Source organism: Streptomyces sp. XY431 (assembly GCF_001279805.1).
Lineage (GTDB): Bacteria > Actinomycetota > Actinomycetes > Streptomycetales > Streptomycetaceae > Kitasatospora > Kitasatospora purpeofusca.
The window spans coordinates 16,045-40,096 of the sequence record NZ_LGDO01000499.1 but is presented as its reverse complement, the minus strand read 5'-3'; the positions used below and the strand labels follow the sequence as shown (position 1 = coordinate 40,096).

General features: G+C 71.9%; 26 protein-coding genes and 1 pseudogene. 10 read left to right on the top strand and 17 right to left on the bottom strand.

All coding sequences use genetic code 11. The features are described from left to right. Positions 1 to 221: 221 nt before the first annotated feature. Complete coding sequence (locus ADK60_RS35615; protein WP_053650995.1) at positions 222 to 530, bottom strand: hypothetical protein; 309 nt, start codon at positions 528 to 530, stop codon at positions 222 to 224. A 103-nt stretch (positions 531 to 633) separates the two neighbouring features. Between ADK60_RS35615 and ADK60_RS35610 the strand changes: the two genes are divergently transcribed. Further along, entirely contained in the window at positions 634 to 1,269 is a 636-nt protein-coding gene (locus tag ADK60_RS35610; RefSeq protein ID WP_079008962.1) for a TetR/AcrR family transcriptional regulator, read from the top strand. Positions 1,270 to 1,555: 286 nt separating this feature from the next. Here ADK60_RS35610 and ADK60_RS35605 read toward each other — a convergent pair whose 3' ends face one another. The 5 genes and pseudogenes from ADK60_RS35605 to ADK60_RS35590 all read right to left on the bottom strand — a co-directional run bounded on the left by ADK60_RS35605 (position 1,556) and on the right by ADK60_RS35590 (position 3,963). Then, positions 1,556 to 1,978 (bottom strand): ester cyclase, encoded by a 423-nt coding sequence (locus ADK60_RS35605; protein ID WP_234371439.1) that lies wholly within the window; start codon positions 1,976 to 1,978, stop codon positions 1,556 to 1,558. A 209-nt stretch (positions 1,979 to 2,187) separates the two neighbouring features. Beyond that, positions 2,188 to 2,291: pseudogene (locus tag ADK60_RS48255) on the bottom strand (IS5/IS1182 family transposase); the annotation flags it as partial. 154 nt (positions 2,292 to 2,445) lie between these two features. Beyond that, positions 2,446 to 2,736, bottom strand: a complete 291-nt coding sequence (locus ADK60_RS35600) for a DUF397 domain-containing protein (protein ID WP_053650994.1) — start codon at positions 2,734 to 2,736, stop codon at positions 2,446 to 2,448. 166 nt (positions 2,737 to 2,902) lie between these two features. Further along, the gene (locus tag ADK60_RS35595; protein ID WP_053650993.1) at positions 2,903 to 3,085 is read right to left on the bottom strand and encodes a DUF397 domain-containing protein; all 183 of its coding nucleotides are present in this window, start codon (positions 3,083 to 3,085) and stop codon (positions 2,903 to 2,905) included. Then, on the bottom strand, positions 3,082 to 3,963 hold the full coding sequence (locus ADK60_RS35590) for a helix-turn-helix domain-containing protein (protein ID WP_053650992.1): 882 nt from the start codon (positions 3,961 to 3,963) through the stop codon (positions 3,082 to 3,084). Before ADK60_RS35590 ends, ADK60_RS35595 begins: the two co-directional genes overlap by 4 nt. Before the next feature lie 126 nt (positions 3,964 to 4,089). Here ADK60_RS35590 and ADK60_RS35585 point away from each other — a divergent pair, with 126 nt between their 5' ends. Together ADK60_RS35585 and ADK60_RS45295 are read left to right on the top strand one after the other, a co-directional pair. Then, complete coding sequence (locus ADK60_RS35585) at positions 4,090 to 4,578, top strand: ATP-binding protein (protein ID WP_053650991.1); 489 nt, start codon at positions 4,090 to 4,092, stop codon at positions 4,576 to 4,578. Further along, positions 4,565 to 4,738: a hypothetical protein gene (locus ADK60_RS45295; RefSeq protein ID WP_159394274.1), complete on the top strand. Its 174-nt coding sequence runs from the start codon at positions 4,565 to 4,567 to the stop codon at positions 4,736 to 4,738. The genes ADK60_RS35585 and ADK60_RS45295 overlap by 14 nt, the downstream gene beginning before the upstream one ends. Positions 4,739 to 4,802: 64 nt before the next feature. On the opposite strand, the gene ADK60_RS35580 is transcribed toward ADK60_RS45295, so the two are convergent. Beyond that, a complete protein-coding gene (locus tag ADK60_RS35580) occupies positions 4,803 to 5,225 on the bottom strand; it encodes a hypothetical protein (RefSeq protein ID WP_053650990.1) in 423 nt (140 codons plus the stop codon). A gap of 455 nt (positions 5,226 to 5,680) precedes the next feature. Between ADK60_RS35580 and ADK60_RS35575 the strand changes: the two genes are divergently transcribed. From ADK60_RS35575 to ADK60_RS35565, 3 genes are all read left to right on the top strand, one after another. Then, positions 5,681 to 6,337, top strand: a complete 657-nt coding sequence (locus ADK60_RS35575; RefSeq protein ID WP_045941142.1) for a hypothetical protein — start codon at positions 5,681 to 5,683, stop codon at positions 6,335 to 6,337. Further along, positions 6,334 to 6,981, top strand: a complete 648-nt coding sequence (locus ADK60_RS35570) for a hypothetical protein (protein WP_159400712.1) — start codon at positions 6,334 to 6,336, stop codon at positions 6,979 to 6,981. The genes ADK60_RS35575 and ADK60_RS35570 overlap by 4 nt, the downstream gene beginning before the upstream one ends. Before the next feature lie 113 nt (positions 6,982 to 7,094). Then, positions 7,095 to 7,910, top strand: coding sequence for a class I SAM-dependent methyltransferase (locus tag ADK60_RS35565; protein ID WP_199839826.1), 816 nt, complete (start codon positions 7,095 to 7,097; stop codon positions 7,908 to 7,910). 59 nt (positions 7,911 to 7,969) lie between these two features. On the opposite strand, the gene ADK60_RS35560 is transcribed toward ADK60_RS35565, so the two are convergent. Next, positions 7,970 to 8,368: a RidA family protein gene (locus ADK60_RS35560; RefSeq protein ID WP_053650988.1), complete on the bottom strand. Its 399-nt coding sequence runs from the start codon at positions 8,366 to 8,368 to the stop codon at positions 7,970 to 7,972. 72 nt (positions 8,369 to 8,440) lie between these two features. On the opposite strand from ADK60_RS35560, the gene ADK60_RS35555 reads away from it, so the two are divergent. After that, entirely contained in the window at positions 8,441 to 9,340 is a 900-nt protein-coding gene (locus ADK60_RS35555; protein ID WP_053650987.1) for a LysR family transcriptional regulator, read from the top strand. A 71-nt stretch (positions 9,341 to 9,411) separates the two neighbouring features. Here the strand turns inward: ADK60_RS35555 and ADK60_RS35550 are convergent, their stop codons facing one another. Together ADK60_RS35550 and ADK60_RS35545 are read right to left on the bottom strand one after the other, a co-directional pair. Beyond that, positions 9,412 to 10,260: a S1 family peptidase gene (locus tag ADK60_RS35550; RefSeq protein ID WP_053650986.1), complete on the bottom strand. Its 849-nt coding sequence runs from the start codon at positions 10,258 to 10,260 to the stop codon at positions 9,412 to 9,414. A gap of 133 nt (positions 10,261 to 10,393) precedes the next feature. After that, positions 10,394 to 11,302 carry a LysR family transcriptional regulator gene (locus ADK60_RS35545; protein ID WP_053650985.1) on the bottom strand — a complete coding sequence of 303 codons (909 nt, stop codon included), beginning with the start codon at positions 11,300 to 11,302 and terminating at the stop codon, positions 10,394 to 10,396. A 112-nt stretch (positions 11,303 to 11,414) separates the two neighbouring features. Here ADK60_RS35545 and ADK60_RS35540 point away from each other — a divergent pair, with 112 nt between their 5' ends. After that, entirely contained in the window at positions 11,415 to 12,164 is a 750-nt protein-coding gene (locus tag ADK60_RS35540; RefSeq protein WP_053650984.1) for a GNAT family N-acetyltransferase, read from the top strand. Positions 12,165 to 12,292: 128 nt separating this feature from the next. Beyond that, the gene (locus ADK60_RS35535) at positions 12,293 to 12,784 is read left to right on the top strand and encodes an aegerolysin family protein (RefSeq protein ID WP_053650983.1); all 492 of its coding nucleotides are present in this window, start codon (positions 12,293 to 12,295) and stop codon (positions 12,782 to 12,784) included. Positions 12,785 to 12,823: 39 nt separating this feature from the next. On the opposite strand, the gene ADK60_RS35530 is transcribed toward ADK60_RS35535, so the two are convergent. The 4 genes from ADK60_RS35530 to ADK60_RS35515 form a co-directional block, all read right to left on the bottom strand. Beyond that, the gene (locus tag ADK60_RS35530) at positions 12,824 to 13,411 is read right to left on the bottom strand and encodes a hypothetical protein (protein ID WP_159400711.1); all 588 of its coding nucleotides are present in this window, start codon (positions 13,409 to 13,411) and stop codon (positions 12,824 to 12,826) included. Positions 13,412 to 13,652: 241 nt separating this feature from the next. Further along, on the bottom strand, positions 13,653 to 14,870 hold the full coding sequence (locus ADK60_RS35525) for an MFS transporter (protein ID WP_079008960.1): 1,218 nt from the start codon (positions 14,868 to 14,870) through the stop codon (positions 13,653 to 13,655). A 138-nt stretch (positions 14,871 to 15,008) separates the two neighbouring features. Further along, complete coding sequence (locus ADK60_RS35520; RefSeq protein WP_053650981.1) at positions 15,009 to 15,950, bottom strand: EamA family transporter; 942 nt, start codon at positions 15,948 to 15,950, stop codon at positions 15,009 to 15,011. 127 nt (positions 15,951 to 16,077) lie between these two features. Beyond that, positions 16,078 to 16,719, bottom strand: a complete 642-nt coding sequence (locus tag ADK60_RS35515) for a mycothiol-dependent nitroreductase Rv2466c family protein (protein ID WP_053650980.1) — start codon at positions 16,717 to 16,719, stop codon at positions 16,078 to 16,080. A gap of 268 nt (positions 16,720 to 16,987) precedes the next feature. On the opposite strand from ADK60_RS35515, the gene ADK60_RS35510 reads away from it, so the two are divergent. Continuing rightward, the gene (locus ADK60_RS35510) at positions 16,988 to 17,863 is read left to right on the top strand and encodes a LysR family transcriptional regulator (protein WP_030391735.1); all 876 of its coding nucleotides are present in this window, start codon (positions 16,988 to 16,990) and stop codon (positions 17,861 to 17,863) included. Positions 17,864 to 17,961: 98 nt separating this feature from the next. On the opposite strand, the gene ADK60_RS35505 is transcribed toward ADK60_RS35510, so the two are convergent. The 3 genes from ADK60_RS35505 to ADK60_RS35495 form a co-directional block, all read right to left on the bottom strand. Next, complete coding sequence (locus ADK60_RS35505; protein ID WP_045941153.1) at positions 17,962 to 18,678, bottom strand: methyltransferase; 717 nt, start codon at positions 18,676 to 18,678, stop codon at positions 17,962 to 17,964. A gap of 67 nt (positions 18,679 to 18,745) precedes the next feature. Continuing rightward, positions 18,746 to 19,711, bottom strand: coding sequence for a pseudouridine-5'-phosphate glycosidase (locus tag ADK60_RS35500; RefSeq protein ID WP_502687474.1), 966 nt, complete (start codon positions 19,709 to 19,711; stop codon positions 18,746 to 18,748). Positions 19,712 to 19,767: 56 nt separating this feature from the next. Then, on the bottom strand, positions 19,768 to 24,003 hold the full coding sequence (locus ADK60_RS35495; protein ID WP_053650979.1) for an amino acid adenylation domain-containing protein: 4,236 nt from the start codon (positions 24,001 to 24,003) through the stop codon (positions 19,768 to 19,770). Positions 24,004 to 24,052 lie beyond the last annotated feature (49 nt).

Genomic DNA, 24,052 nt, shown 5'->3' with positions numbered 1-24,052 from the left:
ATGGGCCGACAAATCCGAAACAGGACAGCCGAAGCGTCAGTCAGTCGATGGGTCAGACCCACCGGCAACATCACCACGAACATCATCACTGTCAGTCGAAGAGACTGCCGAGGAGGGCACGGGACGATCGGGCGGAGGTGAGGCTACCTTCCGATGCCGAGGCGCAGGGTGACTTGTCGGGCCGCCCGCCCCGACCGCGGGGCGGGGCGGCCAGCGGGCCGTCAGCCGTAGTAGGGCGAGTCCAGGTCGACACTCGCCTCCCTGACCACCTCGCCGTCGAAGAGCCGTGTCGTCGCCGGGGAGCCGGCCCGGCGGGCTTCCTCGGCGAAGGGGCCCTGGGCGAAGGCCAGGGCGTTCTCGGCGCTGTCGAACTCGTAGAAACCGCCGATGGTGTGGGTGCCGATCCCGGACAGCCAGGTCTTGCGGATCAGGCCCGGCGCGGTCTTCAGGGCCTCATTGACCTGCTGCCAGTCGAACCGGTCGAACGGAACTGCCGCCTGGATCTCGGTGTAGAGAAAGGTCTTGCCCATCACGAACCTCCGGCTTCGGGGCCTGTTCGGCCACCTCACTAGTACGTGCGTCCTAGTGGCATGAGCTTGGAGTAGGATGCGCGTACTAGTCAAGGGGGTGGCGATGGCTGCGGACACCAAGTCCCGCATGATCGGCGCGGCGATCGGGCTGCTGCAGCGCCATGGCCTGGCCGCGATGTCCTTCACCGAGGTCCTGGCCGAGAGCGGTGCCGCGCGCGGTGCGATCTATCACCACTTCCCGGGCGGCAAGCAGCAACTCGCGCTCGAAGCGGCCCGCCAGAACGCGGCGGACGTCCGCGGCCACCTGCACGAACTGCCGGACAGCACACCGCGCGAGGTCGTGGAGGCCTTCCTCGACAACATCCGCCCCGTGGTGGAGGCATCAGCCAGGGGTGGCGGTTGCGCGGTCGCGGCGGTCACCATCGACGGCGGTGCGGCCATTACCGACCAGAGCGGCCTGCTCGCGGTCGCGGCCGAAGGATTCGCCGGCTGGGTCGGCGAACTCACCGGGAAACTCACCCACGCCGGAATGAGTCCGTCCGAGGCCGCCGATCTGGCCACCCTCATGGTCGTCACCCTCGAAGGCGCCCACGTACTCTGCCGCGCGGCGGGCAGCGTCGCGCCCTTCGACCGGGCTGCCGCCGCCGTGCTGTCCGCCCTCCCGGACGCGGACCGACCCGGGAGCGATCGTGGTGGAGCCCGGCTCGGACGGAAGAGAGGGTCCAACCCAGCGCCGTGATTCCCAGCAGCAGGACGCGCAGGCCGTTGTCGATCTCCGCGGTCCGCTCGGCGGGCGAAAGGTCGGGCTGGAGGTCGACCAGTACGGTGGCGAGCCCGTGCACGGTGGCCCAACTGGCCACGACCGCCGCCCCGGTCCCCTCCGGCGGCAGGCATCCCGCTTCGGTCAGCCGGTCGGGGGCCACCGGGCCGGCGTGGGACTACGACGGACTCGCCGTCCGCTACGGAGCTACCGTGCTGGTCACAGCCGTCAACGAGTGGCTGCGACCAGCACGATCACCGCACGGCTACTCGGCCCCCGGCCACTCCCAGCCGAGCTGGAAGAAGAGGCCGAGGCGGTCACTCACGGCACGGATCCCGATGATCCTGCCCTCGGTCAGGGTGAAGATCCAGATCGCCTCGTTCTCGAAGCTCCGGCCGGTCGGCTCGGGCATGCGCGGGTGGGTTCCACTGTGGACCCCGCGCTGCGTGACACGGGCGACCACCTGGTCACCCTCGCCGATCAGTTCGTCCACCTGGACCGTGAGCGGCTCGAACGCGGCCAGCTGCTGACGAAGGCCCTCGAAGGCGGCACCAGGCTCGTCGGCCTCCCCATGGATGATCTTGTTGTGGTCCACGACATCGTGTGCCATGAACCGGTGAAGGTCTGCGAGCCGACGTTCACTGACCGCTTCGAAGAAGCCCAGAACGACCTTCTTGTTGTGGTCCACCACTGACCGCACCCCCGTCTGATCGATTGTTGACCACGGGATCCTAATCCCCTTGATCCACGAGCCCGTCAGCACGTTCGTGGCCGGCACTTTCGAATCAGGCCGTGAAGCCTGTTGCAGAAGTCTGGGTGCGCGCAGGTCGGTATGGAGTCCGACCTGCTGGTTTCATCCGGCCCGGGCGAGGTTGTGCATGTGGGCGACGGCCTGCGCGGCCTGCCGCCGCCCGGACCGCTGCCACCCCGCTCGCCGCACCACGCGTACCAGGCCGTCGAACTGACGGCATCCGCAGACCCGAGAACGTCTCCACCCACACCGGCTCAGCCCGGAGTACCCAACCCGTACCGGAGAATGCCCAGTCCCGGCTTCCGGAACGAGCTTCAGGTCTACCTCGGCAGCGTCACCTCAGCCGCACTCGTCATCCGGCTGCGCTCATGACCGCCGGGACACTGCCTGGAGTCCGGGTCGGATCAGGCGGAGCGGGCGTAGGCGACGAAGGCCACCCAAGCGGCCGGGGAGAAGGTGAGGTGGGGGCCGGACTTGTCCTTGGAGTCGCGGACGAGGACGGCGGCCGTCGTCTCGGCGACCTCGACGCATTCGCCGCCGTCGGGCCCGCTATGGGTGCTCTTGTGCCAGCCGACCTCGACGCACTCGCCGCCTTCGTTGCCACTGTGGCTGCTCTTGCGCCAGGCGATCTCGACGCACTCGCCGCCCTCGTCGCCGCTGTGGCTGCTCTTGAACCAGACCAGTTCGCTGCTCATCGCTCTCCCTGGAGTGAGGGGTGTCGTGGCGCGCGCCCAGGATAGGGAGCAACTCCCTTGGGGGCCAAGGGCACAGCCCACACAGCGGAGCGGTGGGACCCACACAGAAAGCGACCGTCCACCGGTCGGTGGACGGTCGCGGGGCGCGGAGCGGGGAGACTTGTCGTCAGACCGACTGCGCGAACTCGACGAACGCCTCCCAGGCGGCCGGCGAGAAGGTGAGGTGGGGACCGGACTTGTCCTTGGAGTCACGCACCAGCACGGTCGATGTCGCGTCGGCGACCTCGACGCAAGCGCCGCCCTCGTTGCCGCTGTAGCTGCTCTTGAACCACGCCAGTTCGCTGCTCATCGTTCTCCCAGAATCTTCTCGATCAACTTCAGGGACTCCGGAGGAGTGTGTGCCTGCGACCTGAGCGTGCTGTATCGCGCGTTCAGGATCCGGACCTCACTCTGATCCGTAATCAGCCTACTGCTCGTCTGCACCTCGATGTAGCCCATCTGCGATTGGCCCTTCGGCGTGATCAGAATGAACGGGCCACCCATACCGGCGTGCTCAGTACGGTCGAGCGGCATCACCTGGACCACCATTCCCCGGGTGCTCCCGACCTCGATCAGGTGGCGCAACTGTGCCGCATGGACGTCCCAGCCACCCATCGGTCGGCGCAGCACGCTCTCGTCGATCACCCAGCTGAACATGGCGCGAGGCCACTTCGTGAGGACCTCCTGCCGCGCCATACGAGCCATCACTCGAATCTCGATGGTCTCCTCGGAGAGCAGCGGTTGACGCATCTCGTAGACAGCACGAGCATGCGCCTCGGTCTGGAGCAGCCCCGGGACATCCCACAGGCTCCAGTCGTGGAGGTCCTCCGCCTTGGCCTCCAGCTTCGCGTACCCCCGGAACCACTCCGGATGCCGCACCCGCGCCTTGGCCTTGGCACTCTCGATGTCGTCCGACGTCACGATCAGCAGCCCGCCGGCGTCGAGGATCCGCTCCGACGCCTCCAGCAACTCCCGCTGCGGCGTCCGCTTCCCCTGCTCCACCGCGCCGATCAGGCTCTCGGTGTACCCCACCTGCTTGGCGAACTCCTTCTGCGTCAACCCCGCCCGCTCGCGCAGCAGTTTGATCTGCTTGCCGATCGCCTTGAGGAAGTCGGACACCTCGGAGAGGTCCTCCTCCAACTCCGGCCGCACATCGCCGCTGTCCCCGCCGCCCTGAACTTCAGCCATAACGGCCTCCCCATTTCCCGGTCACGGCCGACGGCCGTGACAGAACACGTTCCGCACGCATACAGGCACTTACCGTGCCCACCAGATGCATCGTCAGCGTAAGCCCGGGGGGGCAGGATTTTCCCCATGAAGTCCGAAATCCCCCTCGACGACCCGGCCCCGCGCGCCCACACCGCGCTCCTCTCTTCCACCCCCAAGGGAGCCGCGATCGGTCGCCGGACGGCCAGACAGTACCTGACCTCCTGGGAGGTCAACTCCCTTTGCCCGGAGTCGTTTCACTCCGCGCTGATCATCGTGGCCGAGCTGGCCGCGAACGCCTCGATCCACGGGCGCACACCGGGGCGCGGGTTCGAGCTGAGCCTCTCGCTCACCTCCGTGCGCCGGTCGCGCACCACCGTGCTCCGCATCGAGGTGTCCGACTGCCGGGGTGACAAGCGGCCCGTGCTCCCGGACCCGAGGGCCTGTTCCACCGACGCGCAGTCGGGGCGCGGGCTCACGCTCGTCGACGCGCTCGCCGACCGGTGGGGCACCCTCGCCCGGGAGCCCAACGCCAAAACGGTCTGGGCCGAACTCGACCTGCCCGAGGAGAAGTTCGCGGCCGATGCCGTCGCCTGAGCGCCACTCCCCCGACGCCGTCACCGCCGCGGCCTGTACCGTGCTGCCGATCACGCTGCTGCTCGCCCTGGTGGCGTGGATCTACCCCGTCCTGAAGCACCACCACGACCTGCACCCCACTCCCGCAAGCACCACGTCCAGCCCGTCCACCCCTCGATGACAGAGCGCCCTCGGCCCCTCCCGCCCGGGAGGAACCGAGGGCATCCGCCGTGCAGGCCGTGGGGTCAGGAGACGACGACCGTGACCTTCCACCGCGCCACGAACGGCGGGCAGACCGTGCGCGGGTCCGGCACGCAGCGGCCGATCGCGTTGATGTCGCTGGTGCCGGCGGTGGAAGCCGTGAAGGTGGCGTGGGAGTTGCCGTTCGGGTCGGCGCTGCCCGCCGTCTGGGTCAGCACGGCGGCCGAAGCGGCGGCGGGCGCGTACCAGTACCAGGTCACCGTGTAGTCGCGCAGTGCGGTGAGGTCCACCTGCACGGTGTCGCCGACACCGGCGTGCACGGTGGTGCCGCCGTCCGCGCTGACGATGTGCACGGTGGCGGTGGTCGTGGTCGTGGCGGCCGTGGTGGACGCGGTGGCGGCGGGCGCGGCGCTCAGGGCCAGCGCCAGGGCGACGGCAGGCAGGGTGAAAAGTCGCATGATCTTCATCAACACTCCCGGGCTTCAGTGGGGTTCGGCACTCGGAGCCTCCCGTCTACCGGGCCGCGCCCACCCCGGGCAATGCCCGCGGTCCCCACCACCCCGAAGCTCCGTCGAACACACGCCCCACACGCTCCCCCGATCACCGTAGGCGGCCAGCCCGTGCGCCGCCCTTGCCCTCACCCTCCACACTTTGCAAAGTGCGACTTTGCAAAGTCCGGACAGGTGACCGCCACACACCCGCCGCCCTTGTGCCGCCTAAGCCCTAGCCCTCACCTTTGCCCTCCGCACTTTGCAAAGTGTGACTTTGCAAAGTGCGGAGAGGGGGCTGCCACACACCCGCCGATCATGGACATCCCAACTCCCTGGGATGGAACTGTCCTTCGTACGCGAGGAAGAATCCTGCGACGCGAGCCGGGCACGCACCCCCATCGACCCGGCATCCCGACCACCAGGAGAATCCCTTGGAAGCTGTCCCCCGACCCCGCCTCCGCCGCCGACTGGGCGCACTGGCCACCCTGACCGCCACCCTCGCCGGGATAGGCGGCCTCACCGCGGGCGCGGCGCACGCCGACCCGCTGCCCCGGCCGCCGTCCGACTCCTGCAACCCGAACCTGGAGACGGTCTGGCAGGACGTGGCCACCGTCCGGGTCTCCCCCGTCCTCACCCACTGGACCGGCATCTCCATCGCACCCGGCACCACCGGCACCGCGACCGAGACGCTCTCCGAGGTCGACACCGTCAGCACCACCTACAACACCTCGGTGGAGATCACCGCGCAGGCGAGCGTCCTGTTCGCCAAGGTCTCGGCCAAGGTCGGCTTCTCGGTGCAGAAGACCAAGGCCAGCACCAGCAGTTGGTCCCGCACGGTCACCATGAACTTCAACCGCCCCGGTGAGTACGGGCTGTTCAAGGGCACCCACCGGGTCGAGGGCGAGTTCGTCCGCTACCAGTGCGCCCGGACCGGCCCGAGCACCGGCGTCTGGGTGAACACCATGCCCGGCGGCACCGGGTCCTACGTGACCTTCGACGTCGAGATCCAGGGCACCATCGCCTGCGACAGCCCGGTCGCCCCCGGCAGCGTCCAGGAGCTGGCCCGACGCGCGCTGTCGTGCCCGTGAGCACGGCCGCCCGACGCCTCCGCGCCCTCGCCGCGCTGGTGCTCGCCTTCGCCAGCGCCCTGCTGCTGTTCGCAGCCCCGCAGGCTTCGGCGGCCGGCTCCCTGCCGGGCCCGTACGGCACCGTGTGCGACCCGAACGTGGTCCGGTTCCAGAGCCCCTACAGTGCCTGGGGCAAGCCGGCGGACCCCCGGGGCAGCTTCCCCCAACCCAGCAGGCAGGTCGGTCAGACCTACCTCTCCACCCACCCCTACAAGACCTTCGACCCGGACCGGCCGTTCCGTCGCTACCAGGCCGAACTACTGACCGAGGACTGGAAAGGGCAAACGTACTGGAACATCTGCCGAGGCGAGGGACCGTCCGTCTACCTCACTAGCTGGCCCAGCTTCGAATGCCTGACCGTCTCCGATCCGGTCAAGTACCCCAACGCCGAAGTCACCATCAACGGGTGCGTCGAGAACCAGAACCAGGGACTGAAGTTCCAGATCCACACCAACAGCGCCGGCTGGTCCGTGATCCAGGACGACCGCTGGGGCTACTTCCTGGACGCCGTGCTTACCCCCTACCGGGACGAGGTCTACGGGACGGTGTTCATCTACACCCTCAAGCTGTCCGCCGACAACGCCCTCGCCTTCCGAATGGTCTGACCCGGGGTCAGGCAGCCTCCGTCGAGCGGATCTTGCGTCGACGCACTGGCCCCACCTATCGTCCGATGTATCGACTCGATACATCGGAACGATACATGGCGCAGGGGGCCGCGATGACATTCACCCACGCACTGACGGACAGCGAACGGCAGCTCCACCGCTCGTCGTTCGGCACGGCAGCGGGCGCGTACGCCGAGCACCGACCGGACTACGCGCCCGAGGCCGTGCGGTGGGCGCTCGCCGGGGCGCCCGGGCGACGAGTCCTGGACCTCGGGGCGGGGACCGGGAAGCTCACCGGCACCCTGCTCTCACTGGGGGAGGAGCTGGACGGGCTGGACATCACCGCCGTCGAGCCCGACCCGGCGATGCTGGCGGAACTGCGGCGCGGCCTGCCCTCGGTGCGGGCGTTCCAGGGCAGTGCGGAAACGATTCCGCTCCCGGACGGGTCGGTGGACGCCGTCGTCTCCGGCAACGCGATGCACTGGTTCGACATGGCGGCGGCCGGGCCGGAGATCGCCCGCGTCCTCGCGCCCGGCGGGGTGCTCGCGGGGCTGTGGAACGTCTTCGACGACGGCACCGACTGGGTCGCCGGGCTCGCGCGGGTCACCGGCCCGGCCGCGATCGGCCCGCGGGACGTGCCCGCCGCCTGGCGGATCGAGACGGCGGAGCTGCATCTGCCCAGGACCGGCGCGGACAGTCCGTTCCACGCCCCCGAGCAGGCGGAGTTCCCGCACGGCCACCGCCGGACCGCCGAGTCCCTGGTCGCCACCCTCGGCACCAAGGCCGGCGTGCTGGTCATGCCCGAGCAGGAGCGGGCGGACCTGCTGGCCCGCGCCCGTGCCCACCTCGCGGGCCACCCCGCCACCGCCGAGGGCGAATTCACCCTCCCCCTGCTCACCAGCGTGCTGCGGGTGCGCCGACGCCCGTAACGAGTGCCCGCGCGGAGTGGGAAGTCGGCGGGACCGACTTCCCACTCCGCGCAAGGCAGCTACTCCCCTGCCGCGCGCGCCCGGTACGCGTCGACCTCGATCTCGATCCGCATCCGCTCGTCCGCCAAACCGGTGACCAGCATCGTCGCGGCCGGCCGGACGTCCCCGAAGGTGCGGCGCAGCACCGGCCAGCACGGCTCGAAGTCCTCGCGCTCGGGCAGCAGGTAGCGCACCCGGACGACGTCCGCGAAGGTGCAGCCCGCCTCTTCGAGGGCCGCGCCGATGTTGCGCAGGCACTGCTCGGCCTGCTCCACCACGCCGTCGGCGATGGTCATCGTCGTGTAGTCGTAGCCGGTCGTGCCGGACACGTGGACGTGCTCGCCGACGACGACCGCGCGGGCGTAGCCGATCTGTTCCTCGAAGGTCGAACCGCTCAGGACCGTGCGTCGCTCTGTCATGCGCCGAACGCTAGGTGGCCTGCGGTGATACGTCCAATACCCGGGAATCCATCGTCTGGTATCTCTGGGGATATGGACCGCCCTGAACTCCCCCTCCCCCAGTTGCACGCGTTCACCGTGCTCGCCGAGGAGCTCCACTTCGGCCGTGCCGCCGCGCGGCTCGGTATCGCCCAGCCGCCGCTGAGCCAGCAGATCGCCCGGCTGGAGGCGAAGGTCGGGCACCCGCTCTTCGTCCGGGGGCCCGGGCGGGTCGCGCTCAGCCCGGCCGGGCGGGAGCTGCTGCCCTCGGCGCAGCGGGCGCTCGCGGGTCTCGCGGACGGGCTGGCCGCCGCGCGGGCGGTGGGGAGCGGACGGGCGGGGCGGTTGCGGATCGGGTTCTCCGCCTCGCTGGCGCTGACCGTGCTGCCGGGGTTGCTGCGGACCTTCCGGGAGCGGTTCCCGGCCGTCGAGCTGGACATCCGCGAGATGACGACCGCCCCGCAGCTCGCCGCCCTGCGCGAGGACGCCGTCGACATCGGGCTGCTGCGGGAGCCGCCGCCGGCCGGGGAGGAGGGGGCGCTGGGCTTCCGGACCGTCCTCACCGAGCCGTTCGTGGCCGTGCTGCCCTCGGACCATCCGCTGGCCGCCCAACGGACGGTGGAGGTGGGCGCGTTGGCGGAGGAGCCGTTCGTGCTGCTCCCCCGGGCGGTGGGGCCGGGGCTGTACGACCGGATCACGGAGGTGTGCGGGTCTGTGGGGTTCGCGCCGAGGATCGTGCAGCACGCCGTGGAGTGGCAGACGGTGTGCGCGCTGGTCGGGGCCGGGCTGGGGGTCTCGCTCGCACCGGCGAGTATTCGGCGGATCCGGCTCCGGGGTGTCGCGTTCCGGCCGGTCGAGCCGGGCACCGCCCGCACCCGGGTGGCCGTCGCCTGGCGCCGGGACGACCCGAACCCGCTGGTGGCGCGGCTGCTGGAGGTCGTCGGCGCCGGGTGAGCAGCACCTGGGGCGGGCGGGCCCGTGCGGCGAGGCCCGTGGCGGGGCCGTCAGGTCCGGTCGGCTGACGGTCAGCCCGCGGTCGGCACGAGGTCGGCGGCGGGGGTCGGAGTGCGGTTGTCCTTCAGGGTCTGCTGGATCCAGCCCTTGTAGGCGGCCGCACTGGTGTAGAGCCCGGGGCCCTCCGAGCAGGGCACCCCGGGGGCGCCCGGGCCGGAGGTGACGCCGATCAGCTCCCAGCGCCCGTTGCGACCCTTCTGGAGCTGCGGGCCGCCGGAGTCGCCGTGGCAGGCCATCGCCTTGGGCTTGGTGGTGAGCGTGCACAGCCTGGTCCGGTCCGCGAAGCCGGGGGCGCAGTCGGACACGGCGCCCACCCGGGTGTTCAGCTCCTGGAGCCGCTCGGGGAAGGCGAACTTGCCGTCCACGGTGGTGCCGTAGCCGAGCAGGCGGGTGGCGGTGCCGGGGCGGCCGGGCTCGGCGATCCTGATCGGCCGCTGGGTGACCGGGCGGTCCAGACGGACGAGGGCGAGGTCGTCCTTGTTGGCGGCGGTGCCCGCGCCGTTGACGTAGCCGGGGTGGACGAAGGTGCGGTCGATCTTACGGACGGTGCCGCCGGTCTTCCGGTGCTCGCTGCCCACCCGGACGATGCCCTCCAGTTCGATGCCCTCGACGGCGATGCAGTGCGCGGCCGTCAGCACCCACTGGGGGTCGATCAGCGAGGCGCCGCAGTTGCCGTCGACCAGGCCGAGGTCGGGGGCGGACTCCGGGATCGTCGCCATGAAGGGGTAACGCTCGGTGGAGTCGCCGCCGTTGACGATCGCTCCGGCGCTGCCCGCCATGAGGGTGGCGCAGGCGACAGCGGCGAGGGCGCCGACGGCGGCGGTACGGACGGAGGTGCGGGAGAGCTTGGCGCTGAACACGATTGGTTCCCTTTGCTCGGAAATGCCGATGTGCTCCAGCCTGGTCGACCAAGATCCACCGGACCACGGTGGCAGCCGGTGGACCGGCCGTCGGGGCAGCCGGAGCGCACGCGGTGGGGGTACCCCCCGGCCGCTACGACACGGGCGACCGCAGCAGAGCGAGGACGGCGTCCACCGCCGGGCGGGCGGCGGGCGAGGGGAGGGTCAGGGCGTGGATGCGGCGGGTGAGTCGGGGGCCCAGCAGTGGGCGCAGGGCGATGTCGGCGGCGGCGGGGGCGTGGGCCCGGGCCGCGAGGCGGGGCAGCAGGGCCACGCCGAGTCCGTTCGCCACCATCCGCAGGGCGAGGTGGTAGTCGTCCACCGCGTGGGCGATCCGGGGTGCGAAGCCCGCCAGCCCGCAGGCGGCGCGGACCAGGGCGGCGCTGCCGTCCTCGCGGGAGCCGACGATCCACGGGGTGTCGGCGAGGTCGCGCAGGTCGACGGCGGCGCCGTCCGCCCCGGGCCCGGCCGGGAGGGCGAGCAGGACCGGGTCGGCGGCGAGCGGGTGGACGGTGAACTCATCGGTGGAAAGGGCCGGTTCGGGCACGAGATCGTAGGTGTAGCGGACGGCGACGTCGCAGCGGCGGGCCCGGAGCGCGGCGAGGGCCTCGGGCGGTTCGAGCTCGTTCAGCGAGACCCGCAGCTCGGGGAACCGCTCGCGGGCGGCAACCAGGGCGGGCACCACGTGCACGGCGGCGAAGGTCGAGAAGCAGGCCAGGCCGACCGGGCCGCGCGGGGTGTCGGCGGCGGCCCGCAGGTCGCGTTCGGCGGTCTCCAGCGCGCCCAGCACGATGCGGGCGTGGGCGACCAGGCGCACGCCCTCGGGCGTCAGCCGGACCCGGCGGCCGTCGCGCTCCAGCAGCGGCACCCCGGCTTCGCGCTCCAGCACGGCGAGCTGCTGGGAGACCGCCGAGGAGGTGCGGCCGAGGGCGGCGGCGGCCGCCGTCATCGTGCCCCGGTCCGCGAGTTCGCGCAGCAGGAGGAGCCGCGCCGGATCCAACATCAAGCCGCCCTTACAGGTCTGTGAAGCATTACGTGGTGGACCTCAAAGATCCTTTCGGGGCATCCTGCCGCATGGACCGGGCAGCGCGCCCGGACGGGGACGGGAGAAGACCTTGATCGACACTCGGCTGATCGAACGCCACGCGGCGCGGGCCTGGCCCGCCGAGGAGGTGCGGGAGGAGGACGGCTGGCTGCTGCGGCACACCCCCGGGGTCCCGCGCCGGCGCTCCAACTCCGCGCTGCCGGTGGGGCGGGGCGACGCCCTGCTGAGCGGGATCGAACGGGTGGAGGGGTACTACGCCGCGCACGGGCTGCCGGTCGCCGTTCAGGTCTCCCCCGCCGAGGAGCACAGCGTTCTGGACGCCGGCCTCGACGCGCGCGGCTACCGGAAGGACGGAGGGGTCCTGGTGTGCACCGCACCGGCCGCCGCCGTCGCCGACGCCGCCCGGCCCGCGACGCCGCTGGACGTCACGCTCGCCGAACACCCCACCCGGGCCTGGCTCGACGCCTACGCGGAGCTGGAGCCGTCCGGGAGCGGCCGGGCGGAGGCCGAACGGCTGTTCCGCCGCATCACCGGACCGGCGGCCCATCTCGGTGTCGAGCGCGACGGCCGGCTCGTCGGCATCGGGCTCGTGGTGGCGGCGCCCGGCTGCGCCGGGGTGTTCTGCATGGCCACCGACCCCGCACACCGGCGGCAGGGCGTCGCCGGGGCGATCCTGCACGTCGGCGCGCGCTGGGCGCAGGCCCGGGGCGCGGAGACGCTCTACCTCCAGGTGACGGCCGAGAACACGACGGCGCGGCGGCTGTACGAGCGGATCGGGTTCGAGGTCTCGCACAGCTACCACTACCGGCTGAAGCCCTGACCGGGCGGGGGCGGCGGGCAGCTGACCGGGCGGTCGATCGTTTGTCGACGACCTGTCAACGCGCGTCGCGGAGGCTCTTCCCCAGGAGGACCGCACGGAAGCGGTCCCGAGAGCGAAGGGAAGATCCCATGGCACAGCGAAGGACCCTCGCCAGGGCGGCCCTGGCCGCCGCCGGCCTCGCCGCGATGCTCGCCACCGCGGCCCCGGCCGGCGCGGCCACCGTCGAGGGCCAGTCCTCGATCCAGACCGCGGCACGCAGCACGCAGGTCTCGCTCGTCAACTGGAGCAGCTGCGAGCTCCGGCTGCAGAACTCCTGGCTGGACCACGGGGTCTGGTCGGACGGTCTGGCCCCGGTGCCCGTCATTCCCGACGGGAGCGCCGTGCACTGGCAGTCCGAGAGCAACGGCTTCCTCACCGGCACCGAGGGCCACGTCATCTACGACGCGTTCAACTGCCAGGTGAGCGTGCTCAACGGCAAGCGTGTGCAGCTGCACTGGAACAACCCGTACGCGGGCAGCAACTCGTACGACAACTTCGGGTCCGACCCGAACTTCCGGTTCGGGCGCAACGGCGGTGACGGCAACAACGCCAGCGTCTACTGGCAGATCATGACCCCCTGACCCACTCTCCCGACCGTTCCCGGCGGCCGACGGGGACGGTCAGGAGCCGTCCTGGCAGGAGGACTTGCGGCGCTTCTCGAAGTCCTTGGCGTTCAGCAGCTTGTAGTCCCAGTCCCAGCCGCCCACCGCCCACTTGCCGGCGGGCAGGCCCATCAGCACGTCGCCGGGCACGGTGACGGTGAGGGCGCGGTCGCGGACGACCTCCACGGTGTAGCGCCGGTCCGCGACCACCGGGCCCGGGGACTTCCCGGAGGTCGTCCAACCGGGCGGGAGGGCGCCGAGGTCCACGGTCTCGGTGACGGAGCGGCCCTCGCGCGGGTGGACCTCCAGCTTCTCCGAGCCCGGGAACACCTTCACCCGCACCACGTGCAGCCGCTCGTCGTGGCACATGCCCGTCCGCACGACCAGCCGACCGGCGTCCAGGCGCACGGCGATCAGCCGCTCGGCCGGCGGCTCCGGGTCGCCGCACCCGGCCACCGCCCCGGCGACCACCGTCACGGCCGCGGCCGCCACCGCCGCCCTGTGCCACCACCGCTTCATCAGCCCCCGCTCTCTCCTACCACCGCGCAGGAAGTCGGCCCGGCCGACTTCCTGCTCCGGGACGGCGGACGAGTTCCATCGGGCCATCATCCCAGGGTGTGCGCACCACCCGGGCAGGGGGTCAGGGGGGGCTGGCGGGGAGTCAGGGGTGGGGGCGGGGCGACAAGATGCGGGGCGCGGCCCGGAAGGCCGCGCCCCGCAGAAGAGAAGTGTGGGCGCGTGCCGCCGGCCGTCGCCGGGGCACGCGCCCACCGCACCGGAGGGGGCGGTACGGACGTCGCGACGGGGGTGGCGCGGCGTCCGTACCGGGCTCCGGTGGTTCGAGGGGTCAGCCCGCCGCCGGGACGGCGCGGCGGCCGGTGGCGGCGCGCAGGGCCACGGCGAGGCCGACCAGGACGATGCCGAACCAGACGACGCTCTTGACGCCCGTGTGGTCGGCGAACAGGCCGCCGATCAGGGCGCCCAGGGCGATGCAGGTGTTGTAGGCCATGGTGTTGAGCGACATCGCGGCCTCGAAGGTCTCCGGCGCGGCCGCGAGCGTCATGTTGATCTGGCTGAGCTGGACGACACCGAAGGCGAGGCCCCACAGCACCATGGCGACGATCACGCCGAAGTCGTTGGTGCCGATGGTCAGCAGCATCACCAGGGCGCCGATCAGCAGCAGCCCGCCCACCACGAAGCTGCCGCGCAGGCTCTTGTTGACGCTCTGGCCGCCGATGAAGTTGCCAATGGCGCCGCCGATGCCGAAGACGATCAGGACGACGGTGATGAAGCCGACGCTCGCCTCGGCGCTCTTCTCCAGGTACGGGCGGACGAAGGTGTACGCGCCGAAGTGGCCGAGGACGAAGAACACCACCATGACCAGGACCACGCGCAGCGGCACGTTCTTGACCGGCAGTCCGAAGACCTCGCGGACGGAGACCGCGTTCGCCGACGGCAGCGAGGGGATGGTGACGGCGACGGCGAGCAGCACCAGCGCGCTGAGGCCGGCCCAGATCAGGAAGGTGGTGCGCCAGGAGCTGACGCTCTCCAGCAGGGTGCCGAGCGGGATGCCGACGACGGTGGCGATCGAGATGCCGGACATCACGACGGCGGCGGCCCGGTTGGCCTGCTTCTCCGGGACGATGCGCATCGCCATGCTGACGCCGATGGCCCAGAAGACGCCGCTGGCGAAGCCCATGAACATGCGGGTGACCAGGATCAGCGGGTAGTTGGGGGCGATCGAGGTGATCAGGTTGCCCACGGCCAGCACGCCGAGCAGGGTGGTCAGCAGCTTGCGCCGGTTGACCCGGCGGGTCCAGGCCACGATGAACGGCACGCCGAGGCCGGCCGCGACGCCCTGGGCCGTGACCATCAGGCCGGCGGTGCCGACCGAGACGTCCAGGCTCTCGCTGAGCGGGGTGAGCAGGCCGATCGGCATCAGCTCGGTGGTGAGGAAGACAAAGAGGCTCGCGGTGATGGCGGCGACACCGAGCCATCCGTCGGCCGCCGGACCGTTCTTCCGCAGCGTCGCCGCTGTGGGCAGTTCTTCTTCTTGCGTGGTCATGTCATATCTCCGGAAGTGGAGTGGGTCGGGCGGAAGTGGTCGGGCGAAGGGGTCGGGCAGAAGGGGTCGGGCGCGGTACCCGGCGCCGGGCGGCGCCGGGTCCGACGAGGTGGTGAGCGTGGTGAGGTGCGCCCGCCGCTACCCGCTGCGTTCCTCTTCGAGGGCGCGTGCGCCGGTGCCGGACGCGAGGGGTTCGGGAGGCGCCGCCGCGGGCTCCTTCCGCGGTGGACGGGACTGGCCGAGCACGACCGCCAGGAAGATCACGGCGATCCCGAGGAGCTGGAGCAGCGACAGCGTCTGGTCCTTGAAGAGGTAGCCCAGCAGCGTCGCCACGACCGGGCTGCCCAGCGCCAGGAAGGACACCGCGGTGGCCGGCAGCAGCCCGATCCCCCGGAACCAGACGATGTAACTCAGCACCGCACCCAGGGAGATGAGGTAGGCGAAGCCGAGGACGTTGTCGCCCGTCAGACCGTCCGGCATGTCCTCCAGCGACAACCAGAACGGCAGCAGGACCAGACCGCCCGCCGTCAGCTGCCACCCGGTGAAGGTCAGCAGGCTGACGCCCTCGGGGCGGCCCCACCGCTTGGTGAGGGTGATGCCCGAGGCCATGCACAGGGCGCCGCCGACCGCGGCGAGGACCCCGACGGCGTCCAGCGACACCTTGCCCTTGAAGACGAGCAGCGCCACACCCCCGGCGCCCAGGACGCAGGCCAGCGCGTGCACCCCTCTGACCCGTTCACCGAGGAACAGCGCCGCCAGGATCACCACGAACATCGGCTGGGCCGACATGATCACGGCGGCGATGCCGCCCGGGAGCCGGTAGGCCGCGACGAACAGCAGGAAGTTGAAGGCGCCGATGTTCAGCACCCCCAGCACCAGCGCGCGCAGCCACCAGGCGCCGACCGGCAGCTTCCGGCCCAGGGCCAGCAGGAACAGGCCGCCCGGCAGCGCCCGCATGGTGGTCGCCAGCAGCGGCCGGTCCGGGGGCAGCAGCTCGGTGGTGATCAGATAGGTGCTGCCCCACACCGTCGGTGCCAGGCCGGTCAGGGCCACCGTGGACAGATTCCGTCTGCTCGTCATGTCGATCTCGCCTCACATCCGGTGGGAAGCACCGTGGGATTACGTCCGGTCGGCCCGGCGGGGACGGCTCGCGCGGGGGCAGCTCACCCGGGGCGAGCACTCGCGGGGTCGGCCCGGCGGGGACGGCTCAGTCGAAGATCGGGTCGCGGTCGCGGCCGCGCTTCAGCTCGAAGAAGCCGTCGGTGCTCGTCACCGCCAGGACGCCGTCCCAGAGCTTCCCGGCCTTCTCTCCGCGCGGGGCGGGGGTGAGCACCGGGCCGAAGAAGGCCAGCGGCTCGCCGTCCGGGCCGGGCACGTGGATCACCGGGGTGCCGACCTCGGAGCCGACCGGGTCCATGCCCTCGTGGTGCTGGATCCGCAGCTTCTCGTCCCAGGAGTCGTCGTCCGCGGCCGAGACCAGCTCGACCGGCAGCCCGGCCTCCTTGAGGGCGGCGGTGATCATGTCGTGGCCGAGCCCGGCCTTCTCGTGGTGGATCAGCCGGCCCATGGCGTTGTAGAGCGGGCGCAGCACCTCGGCACCGTGCTGCTCCTGGGCGGCGATGCACACCCGCACGCAGGCCCAGCCGTCGATCATGCCCTGGCGGTACTTCTCCGGGACCTCGCGGCCCTCGTTGAGCACGGACAGGCTCATGATGTGGAACCGGGTCTCCACCGGCCTGACCTGCTCCACCTCCAGCATCCAGCGGGAGGTGATCCAGGCCCAGGGGCAGCGGGGGTCGACCCAGATGTCGGCGGTGATCGTCTCGGGACTGGCCGGCGCGGCGCTCATGACGGTCGCTCGTCCTTTCGGTCTGACGGGCGGCACGGGCGCGCGCGGGCACGCCTCGGCGGGGTGCGCCCAGGTACGGGTGAACGGGGAGAGGTCGACGGCGGCACGGCGTCCGGGCAGGACGGACGGACCCCGGTCGGGGGCCCGCCCGGTGGAGTCGCCCCGGGGCGGCTCCGGCCGTGTGCGGTCGCCTTCAGTGTCGGGCCGCGCGCATCGATGAGTCCAACACATGCTTGTCACCCGTTGCATCGCGGATCACGATGGACGAATGGAGCTCCAGCAGATGCGCTACGTGATCGCGGTCGCCGAGACGAACAGCTTCACCCGCGCCGCCCAGCGCTGTCTGGTGGTGCAGTCCGCGCTCAGCCACCAGATCGGGCGGCTGGAGAAGGAGCTGGGCGCGCGGCTGTTCGAACGCACCAGCCGCCGGGTGCGGCTGACCCCGGCCGGGGCGGCCTTCCTGCCCGCCGCCCGGCAGTGCCTGGACGCGGCGGAACGGGCGGCCACCGAGGTCGCGGCCGCCGTCGGGGAAGTCCGCGGACTCCTCAAGGTGGGGCTGATCCCCACCGTCGCGGCGGTGGACATCCCGGCCGTGCTCGGCGAGTTCCACCAGCGGCACCCGAAGGCCCGGATCAGCCTGAGCGTCGGGGCCAGCGACGAACTGGTGGAGCAGGTCCGGCAGGGCGAGATCGAGGTGGCCTTCCTCGGCATCCCGGTCACCGCGCACCCCCGGGGGGTGATGGCCAGGGAGCTGGCCAGGGAACGGCTGGTCGCCGTGGTCTCCCCGGACCACCCGCTGGCCGGCGAGAGCTCGGTGGACCTGCGGCGGCTGGCCTCGGAGGTGTTCGTCGACCTCCCGGCGAAGACCGCCGGGCGGGCCCAGTCCGATCTGGCGTTCGCCGCGGCCGGGCTCACCCGCGAGGTCGCGTTCGAGGTGACCAACGCGGACTACCTGGCCCGGCTGGTCGCCGCGGGCCTGGGAGTGGCGCTGCTGCCGCCCCGGTACGTCGCGGGCCTGACCGGGATGGTCACGATCGAGGTGACGGACGCGCCGTCCCGGGCCGAGTACGTGATCTGGGGCCGGGAGAGCCCGCACCCGGCGGCGGCGGCCTTCCTGGAGCTGCTGGGGATCACCGAGGACTGACGGCGGATCGGCGGAGGGGTGGGGCCGGGGCCTCCCCGAGGGGAGGGAGACCCCGGCGGGTCGGGGGGTCGGAACAAGCGGGTCGGGAGAGAAGCGGGTCAGGAGAGGCGGTGCACGGTGAAGTCGACCGCCACGTCCAGGACGGGCTGGGTGGTGGTGAACACCTTCTTGTGGGTGAAGCCGCCGTCCGCCACCAGCTTCTCGAAGTACGCGACGTCGCCCATGGTGCTGAAGAAGAGCACCATCCGCCCGTCCTCCGTCAGGTGGTCCCGGGCCTCGCGGAAGAAGCGGGTCAGCGCCCGGTAGCCGGCGTCGGTGCCCGCGACGTCCGCGTAGTCGGCAGCGGCGAACCACTGGAACGGCGGGTTGAAGACGATCAGGTCGAACCGGCCCTCGACCGCGGCGAAGACGTCGCTCTCGCGCGCCTCCACCCGGTCGGCGACCTGGTTCAGCTCGGCGTTGACCCGCACGGCGGCGACGGCGTCCGGGTTGAGGTCCACCGCCAGGACGTCGGCGCCCTTCTTCGCGGCGATCAGGGCCAGCGAACCGCTGCCGGTGCCCATGTCGAGGACCCGGTCACCGGGCTTGACCTCGGCGAACACCGCGCCGCCCAGCATCGGGGAGACCGGGCAGGGGGTCATCACGGAGGCGGGGACCCGCAGGGTCAGGCCGAGGAACGGGACGGTCTGCTCGCCCTCCTCGCCGCCCAGCTCGCCCAGGGCCCGGCGCAGCTCGGTGATCTCCTTCACCTGGGCCTCGGGGACCAGCGGGCGGTAGGACTCGGCCTCGGAGGTGGACTGCTGCTGAAGCGTCATGGTGTCGTGTCCGTCCATGTGTGGGGTTGGGTGGGGGGAACGGTGGGGTGCCCGGGGTGACGCGGGCTCAGGCCCCGGCCCGGAGCCGGGCGTAGGCGGCGGCCAGCCGGCCGCCCACCTCGGCGGTGCTGATCAGCACCGCCATGTTGGCCCGGGAGGAGCGGCCCTCGGTGGCCGCGTCCACGGCCCGCATCAGGTACTTGGTGACCGCCTGGCCCCGGATGCCGTCCCGGTCGGCGGCGGCCGTCGCCTCGACGATCGCGGCGTCCACCTCCTCGCCGTCGATCGCCTCCTCCGGCCGGACCGGCGTGGTGACCAGGAAGCCGCCCCGGTTGCCCAGCGCCCAGTGGTTCTCGATCGACCGGGCCACCAGCTCGTCGTCGTCCAGCCGCAGCGGACTGCGGAAGCCGCTGGAGGCACAGTAGAAGGCCGGGAAGTCGTCCGAGCGGTAGGAGACCACCGGGACGCACTGGGTCTCCAGGTACTCCAGCGTCAGACCGAGGTCCAGGATCTTCTTCGCCCCGGCGCACACCACGGCGACCTTGGACCGGGTGAACTGGATCAGGTCCGAGGACACGTCCATGGTGGTGGCCGCGCCCCGGTGCACCCCGCCGATGCCGGCCGAGGAGAAGAACGGGATGCCGGCCAGCTCCGCCGCCACCAGGCAGGAGGCGACCGTCAGCGCGCCCATCCGGCCCTGGGCCAGCACGACCGGCAGGTCCCGGCTGCTGACCTTGGGGATGCCCGGCGTGGAGGCGAACCGCTCGATGTCGGCGTCCGTCATGCCGACCACGATCCGGCCGCCCTCGACCGCGATCGTGGCGGGGACCGAGCCGCCCGCCCGGACGGCCTGCTCCACCTTGCGGGCGGTCGCGGCGTTGTCCGGGTAGGGCAGCCCGTGGGTGATGACGTTGGACTCCAGCGCCACCACCGGGCGGCCCTCGTGGAGCGCCTCGGCCACCTCCTCGCTGAGGGTGAGCGGGACGGCCCGGTGGGCGAGGGAGGTCGTCGGGAGCACGGGCACGGGAGTCACGGGCACGGGAGTCACGGACGCGGGAGTCACGGACGCGGGAGTCACGGCCGCCCCCATCAGAGCGCGTCGGGGCGGTAGTCGGGCACCTTGCCGAGGATGTCCCGGCGGTTGACGATCTCCGGGATGTAGACCTGCTCGGTCCAGTTCTCCTCGGCGATCGACTCGACCGCGATCGACACCACGCCCTCCTCGCAGCCGAAGGCGTCGGTGACCGCCTTGGTCACGGCCGCCAACAGCTCGGCCTGCTGGGTGTCGCTGAGTTCCATCGGGAAGTGCTTGATGTTGACGTGCGGCATCACGGTGTCCTTCCGGAGGTGCAGGCGGCGGTGGACGGCCGTCACCAGCTCGTCGACGTCCGGCGCCCGGAGCAGGGAGTAGTGGTCGGCCGTCAGCTCGACGACGGTCGGCGGCTCGGCGGAGTATCCGCTGCTGCCGTCGAGGAACGAGTACTCGTCCCCCCGCGCCTTGAAGACGGTGATGGGTGCCGAGACCCGGCGCTCCCGCAGTTCGCGGAAGGTGTAGGTGAACTCGAAGGTCGTGCCCACGATCCGGACGATCCGGCGCACCAGGTCCGGGTCCAGGCCGGGGATGCCCTCGCCGACGAAGCGGGCGAAGCTCTCGTCGTCCCGGGCCACCGCGAGGCACCGCTCCAGCAGCGGGCTGTCGATGGTGCCCGTGAAGACCGAGAGCAGGATCGCCACGAAGGCCCTGCTGGTGTAACTGGCGGTCCGCTCCTCGGGGCGGGTGCCGGTGGTGCGGACCTTGGGCGAGCCGGGGGCGATCAGGAAGACGTGGTCGACCGTGCGGCCGGCCTGCTCCAGCTGGTACGCCGTCTCGAAGGCGACCCGGGCCCCGAAGGAGTAGCCCCACAGGGTGTACGGGCCCTCGGGCTGGACCTCAAGCACCGCCCGGACGTCCTCGGCCGCCATCTCCCTGATCGTCGGGTACGGGACCTCGCCCGGGTTGACGCCGTGGGCCTGCACCCCGAGGAACGGCCGCTCGGTGCCCAGGCGTTCGGCCAGCAGCCGCAGGTTCATCGGGTAGCCGCCCAGGCCGGGCCAGCAGAAGACCGGGCGTGGGCGCGCGGTCGGCGCGGGTGAGCCGGACCCGGTCGGCACGGGTGAGCCGGACCCGGTCGGCACGGGTGAGCCGGACCCGGTCTGCGCGGGCGAGGCGGACCCGGTCAGCGGCACCAGGCGCGAGGTGTGCTCCGCCGGGCCGCCGGAGAGCCGGCGGGCCAGGCCCTCCACCGTCGGCGAGGTGAAGACCACCTCCAGCGGCAGCGCCGCCCCGAAGGCCCGGTTGATCCGGTTGACCAGGGTGACGGCCAGCAGCGAGTTGCCGCCGCAGGCGAAGAAGTCGTCCTGCGCGGAGACGCTCTCCTGCTTCATCACCTCCTGCCACAGCACGGCCACCCGGCGCTCGGTCTCGTCCCTGGGAGCGACGAAGGGCCGGTCGGCGGCCCCCGCGACGACCCGGTCGGAGACCGCCAGCGCCTTGAGGTCGATCTTGCCGTTGGCGGTGGTCGGCAGCGCGTCGAGCACCACGACCTTGTTCGGGATCATGTAGTCCGGCAGGTAGTTGACCAGGTCGTCGCGGATCAGCTCGGCCGGCCCGCGCATGTGGACCGCGTCCTCCCGCATGCCCTCGTGCCGCCGCTGCGCGCGGCTGACCCGGCCGCCGAGGAAGAAGTACGAGGCGCCGCCCGGCCGCCCCAGCTCGCGCAGGATCCCGTCGAACCGGCGGGCCGAGGGCAGGTCGTCGCCGCCGCGGGAGCTGTAGCCGGAGGACATGAAGCCGAGGTCGAGGTCGTTCAGCGACAGCCGCTGCGCCACCCGGCCCAGGTCGATGTAGCGCCGCCACCGCTGCGGGCTGCGGCTGATCACGGTGACCCCGAAGGACGCCCGGCCGTAGACGGCCTGGTTGATCGCGATGACCTGCTTGCGCAGCACCAGGTCGGACGAGACCAGGCGCAGCCGGCCGTCCTCGTGCAGGTACTGCCCGGCCGGGAGGTCCACGCCCTTGCCGGGGTGGACCTGGACGAACAGGTCGAGGTCCCGGTCCTCGCGCGGTCCGCGCCAGGGCGTCCAGTCGAAGCTGCCGAGGTAGTGGTCCTGGTCGGCGACGCCCAGCCGGGACTTGACCTCCGGGGTGAAGGGGGCGGGTCCGATGTCGAGGCCGTAGGCCGGGAGGACCTCCTCCAGGAGGCCGACGATGTGGCCGGTCTCGATCTCCAGGACCTCGGTGATGTTGGTCTTGTAGACCGGCTCGATGGCGCCGCGGCGGCCGAGGAAGTGCATCCGGATCCGCGGGGTCGCGGCGGCGGCCGTGTCGTCGGGGGCCTTGCGCGGTCCGGGCAGCAGACGCGGCGCGGGTGCTGCGGACGGCGCGGGCGCAGCCGGTGCCGCGGAGACCAGGACGAGGCGGTGGTCGATCGGGTGGTGGTAGTGGATGCCCGGCCGGATGCCGGGGAAGCCGGTGATCTCCAGGTACACCTGCGTCGCGTAGAGCGAACCGGGCGAGGCGTAGGCGTACTTGGGGAGCAGCCGCTCCGGGCTCAGGTGCTGCCCGAGGTGGCGCAGGATCGCGCCGAGCGCCCCGGCGTCCAGCTCCGCGAGCGGCCGCGACCGCCCGGCGGCGGCCGGGCGGCGGGCCAGCAGCGCCAGCAGGTCGCGCTCCGAGACCGGCGCCTCGCCCTCGTAGAAGCGGTAGGTCTTGCGGGCGAAGGCGAGGGCGCGCTGGGCCTCGGTGGCGGTCCGGCCGGGCAGGTCGACGGAGGGCAGGCCGGCCAGCTCGGCCGAGGTCCGCACACCCGGGTTGGACAGCTGCGCCTTGACCTGGAGCTTGCTCTCCTTGGACTGGTGGTGCGCGCCGTGGCTGCCCTGGTCCATCAGGGCGGCTTCCCTCGGGTCGAGTTCGACGCAGGCGACGAGGTTCTGGAAGCCCGTCCTCGGGTCGTCCTTGACCAGCACGGCCGCGTGCCGGACCCAGTCGTGGGTCTCGATGGCGAGCCGGATCTCGTCCAGCTCCACCCGGAAGCCGCGCAGCTTCACCTGGTTGTCGGCGCGGCCGGTGAACTGGACGGTGCCGTCGGCGTTCCAGTAGGCGAGGTCGCCGGTGCGGAAGAACCGCCCGCCGCCGTCCGGGTCCTGGCTGAAGCGCTGCTCGGTCAGGTCCGGCCGGTGCAGGTAGCCGCGCGCCACCTGGACGCCGCCGATGGAGAGTTCGCCGATCTCGCCCACGCCCAGCTCGGCGCCGTCGCGGCCGAGGATCCGGTACTCGGTGCCGTCGACGGGGGCGCCGATGGAGACCGAGTTGGGGCCGTCGCCGACCGAGGACTTGGTCACCACGAAGGAGGAGGAGTTGATGGTGCACTCGGTCGGACCGTAGAGGTTGACCAACTCGCGGCCGGGCAGGGCCTCCAGGAAGGTCCGGGCCAGGGTTCTGGAGAGCGCCTCGCCGCCGGTGAAGACCTGCTCCAGTGCGTGGCAGGACTCCAACTCCTCGGTCTCCAGCAGGGCCTGGAGCAGCGTCGGGACGCACTGGACGGTGGTGACGCCGTGCTCCTTGACCGCCGCGACCAGCCGCTCGGTGTCCCGGTGGATGCCGGGCCCGCCCACCACCACGGTGGCGCCGACCGCCGGGGCGAGGATCTCCCACTGGGCGGCGTCGAAGCTGATCGGCGTCTTCTGCAGCACGACCCGGGTCCGGTCGAGGCCGTGGGCCGCGCGCAGCCAGGCCATCTGGTGGGCGATGCTGCGGTGCTCGATCATCACGCCCTTGGGCCGGCCGGTGCTGCCCGAGGTGTAGATGACGTAGGCCAGCGCCTCGGGGGCGGGGTCGGGCAGGTCGACCGGCGCCGTCGGGTGCTCGTCCTCGGCGCGGACGACCACGGTGCCGGCGGGCGCCAGCGCCGTCAGCCGCTCGACCAGCCGGTCCTGGGCGACGATCACCTTGACGCCGGAGTGCTCGATCATGAAGCGCAGGCGTTCCTCGGGGTACTCCGGGGCCAGCGGCAGATAGGCGCCGCCCGCGAGGAGGATGCCCCAGGCGCCGGTCAGCACCTCGGTGGAGGGCTCGACGAACAGCCCCACGCACTGGTCCGCGGTCACTCCGAGGCCCCGCAGGTGCCCGGCCAGTCCCCGGCTCCGGCGGACCAGTTCGGCGAAGGTGAGCCGCTCGTCGCCGCCGATCACCGCCGGGTCGTCGGGGCGCTCGGCGGCGGTGCGCAGGAGCAGTTCGGGCAGTAACGGGTGGTCGGCCGGGCCTCGGCCCGACGCTTGGGCAGTCATCTGGGTCCCCCTGGGTGTGCGGGTGTCCTGGTGTCCGGCTTTCCTGTTG

What these genes read in the sequence shown, in the direction of transcription:
- ADK60_RS35590 (WP_053650992.1), bottom strand. Translation starts at nt 3,963, where the DNA reads ATGGCTGAAGTTCAGGGCGGCGGGGACAGCGGCGATGTGCGGCCGGAG.
- ADK60_RS35560 (WP_053650988.1), bottom strand. Translation starts at nt 8,368, where the DNA reads ATGACAGAGCGACGCACGGTCCTGAGCGGTTCGACCTTCGAGGAACAG.
- ADK60_RS35600 (WP_053650994.1), bottom strand. Translation starts at nt 2,736, where the DNA reads ATGAGCAGCGAACTGGTCTGGTTCAAGAGCAGCCACAGCGGCGACGAG.
- ADK60_RS35615 (WP_053650995.1), bottom strand. Translation starts at nt 530, where the DNA reads ATGGGCAAGACCTTTCTCTACACCGAGATCCAGGCGGCAGTTCCGTTC.
- ADK60_RS35555 (WP_053650987.1), top strand. Translation starts at nt 8,441, where the DNA reads ATGGACCGCCCTGAACTCCCCCTCCCCCAGTTGCACGCGTTCACCGTG.
- ADK60_RS35595 (WP_053650993.1), bottom strand. Translation starts at nt 3,085, where the DNA reads ATGAGCAGCGAACTGGCGTGGTTCAAGAGCAGCTACAGCGGCAACGAG.
- ADK60_RS35495 (WP_053650979.1), bottom strand. Translation starts at nt 24,003, where the DNA reads ATGACTGCCCAAGCGTCGGGCCGAGGCCCGGCCGACCACCCGTTACTG.
- ADK60_RS35580 (WP_053650990.1), bottom strand. Translation starts at nt 5,225, where the DNA reads ATGAAGATCATGCGACTTTTCACCCTGCCTGCCGTCGCCCTGGCGCTG.
- ADK60_RS35520 (WP_053650981.1), bottom strand. Translation starts at nt 15,950, where the DNA reads ATGACGAGCAGACGGAATCTGTCCACGGTGGCCCTGACCGGCCTGGCA.
- ADK60_RS35505 (WP_045941153.1), bottom strand. Translation starts at nt 18,678, where the DNA reads ATGACGCTTCAGCAGCAGTCCACCTCCGAGGCCGAGTCCTACCGCCCG.
- ADK60_RS35565 (WP_199839826.1), top strand. Translation starts at nt 7,095, where the DNA reads ATGACATTCACCCACGCACTGACGGACAGCGAACGGCAGCTCCACCGC.
- ADK60_RS35525 (WP_079008960.1), bottom strand. Translation starts at nt 14,870, where the DNA reads ATGACCACGCAAGAAGAAGAACTGCCCACAGCGGCGACGCTGCGGAAG.
- ADK60_RS45295 (WP_159394274.1), top strand. Translation starts at nt 4,565, where the DNA reads ATGCCGTCGCCTGAGCGCCACTCCCCCGACGCCGTCACCGCCGCGGCC.
- ADK60_RS35530 (WP_159400711.1), bottom strand. Translation starts at nt 13,411, where the DNA reads ATGGCCCGATGGAACTCGTCCGCCGTCCCGGAGCAGGAAGTCGGCCGG.
- ADK60_RS35510 (WP_030391735.1), top strand. Translation starts at nt 16,988, where the DNA reads ATGGAGCTCCAGCAGATGCGCTACGTGATCGCGGTCGCCGAGACGAAC.
- ADK60_RS35545 (WP_053650985.1), bottom strand. Translation starts at nt 11,302, where the DNA reads ATGTTGGATCCGGCGCGGCTCCTCCTGCTGCGCGAACTCGCGGACCGG.
- ADK60_RS35610 (WP_079008962.1), top strand. Translation starts at nt 634, where the DNA reads ATGGCTGCGGACACCAAGTCCCGCATGATCGGCGCGGCGATCGGGCTG.
- ADK60_RS35515 (WP_053650980.1), bottom strand. Translation starts at nt 16,719, where the DNA reads ATGAGCGCCGCGCCGGCCAGTCCCGAGACGATCACCGCCGACATCTGG.
- ADK60_RS35535 (WP_053650983.1), top strand. Translation starts at nt 12,293, where the DNA reads ATGGCACAGCGAAGGACCCTCGCCAGGGCGGCCCTGGCCGCCGCCGGC.
- ADK60_RS35585 (WP_053650991.1), top strand. Translation starts at nt 4,090, where the DNA reads ATGAAGTCCGAAATCCCCCTCGACGACCCGGCCCCGCGCGCCCACACC.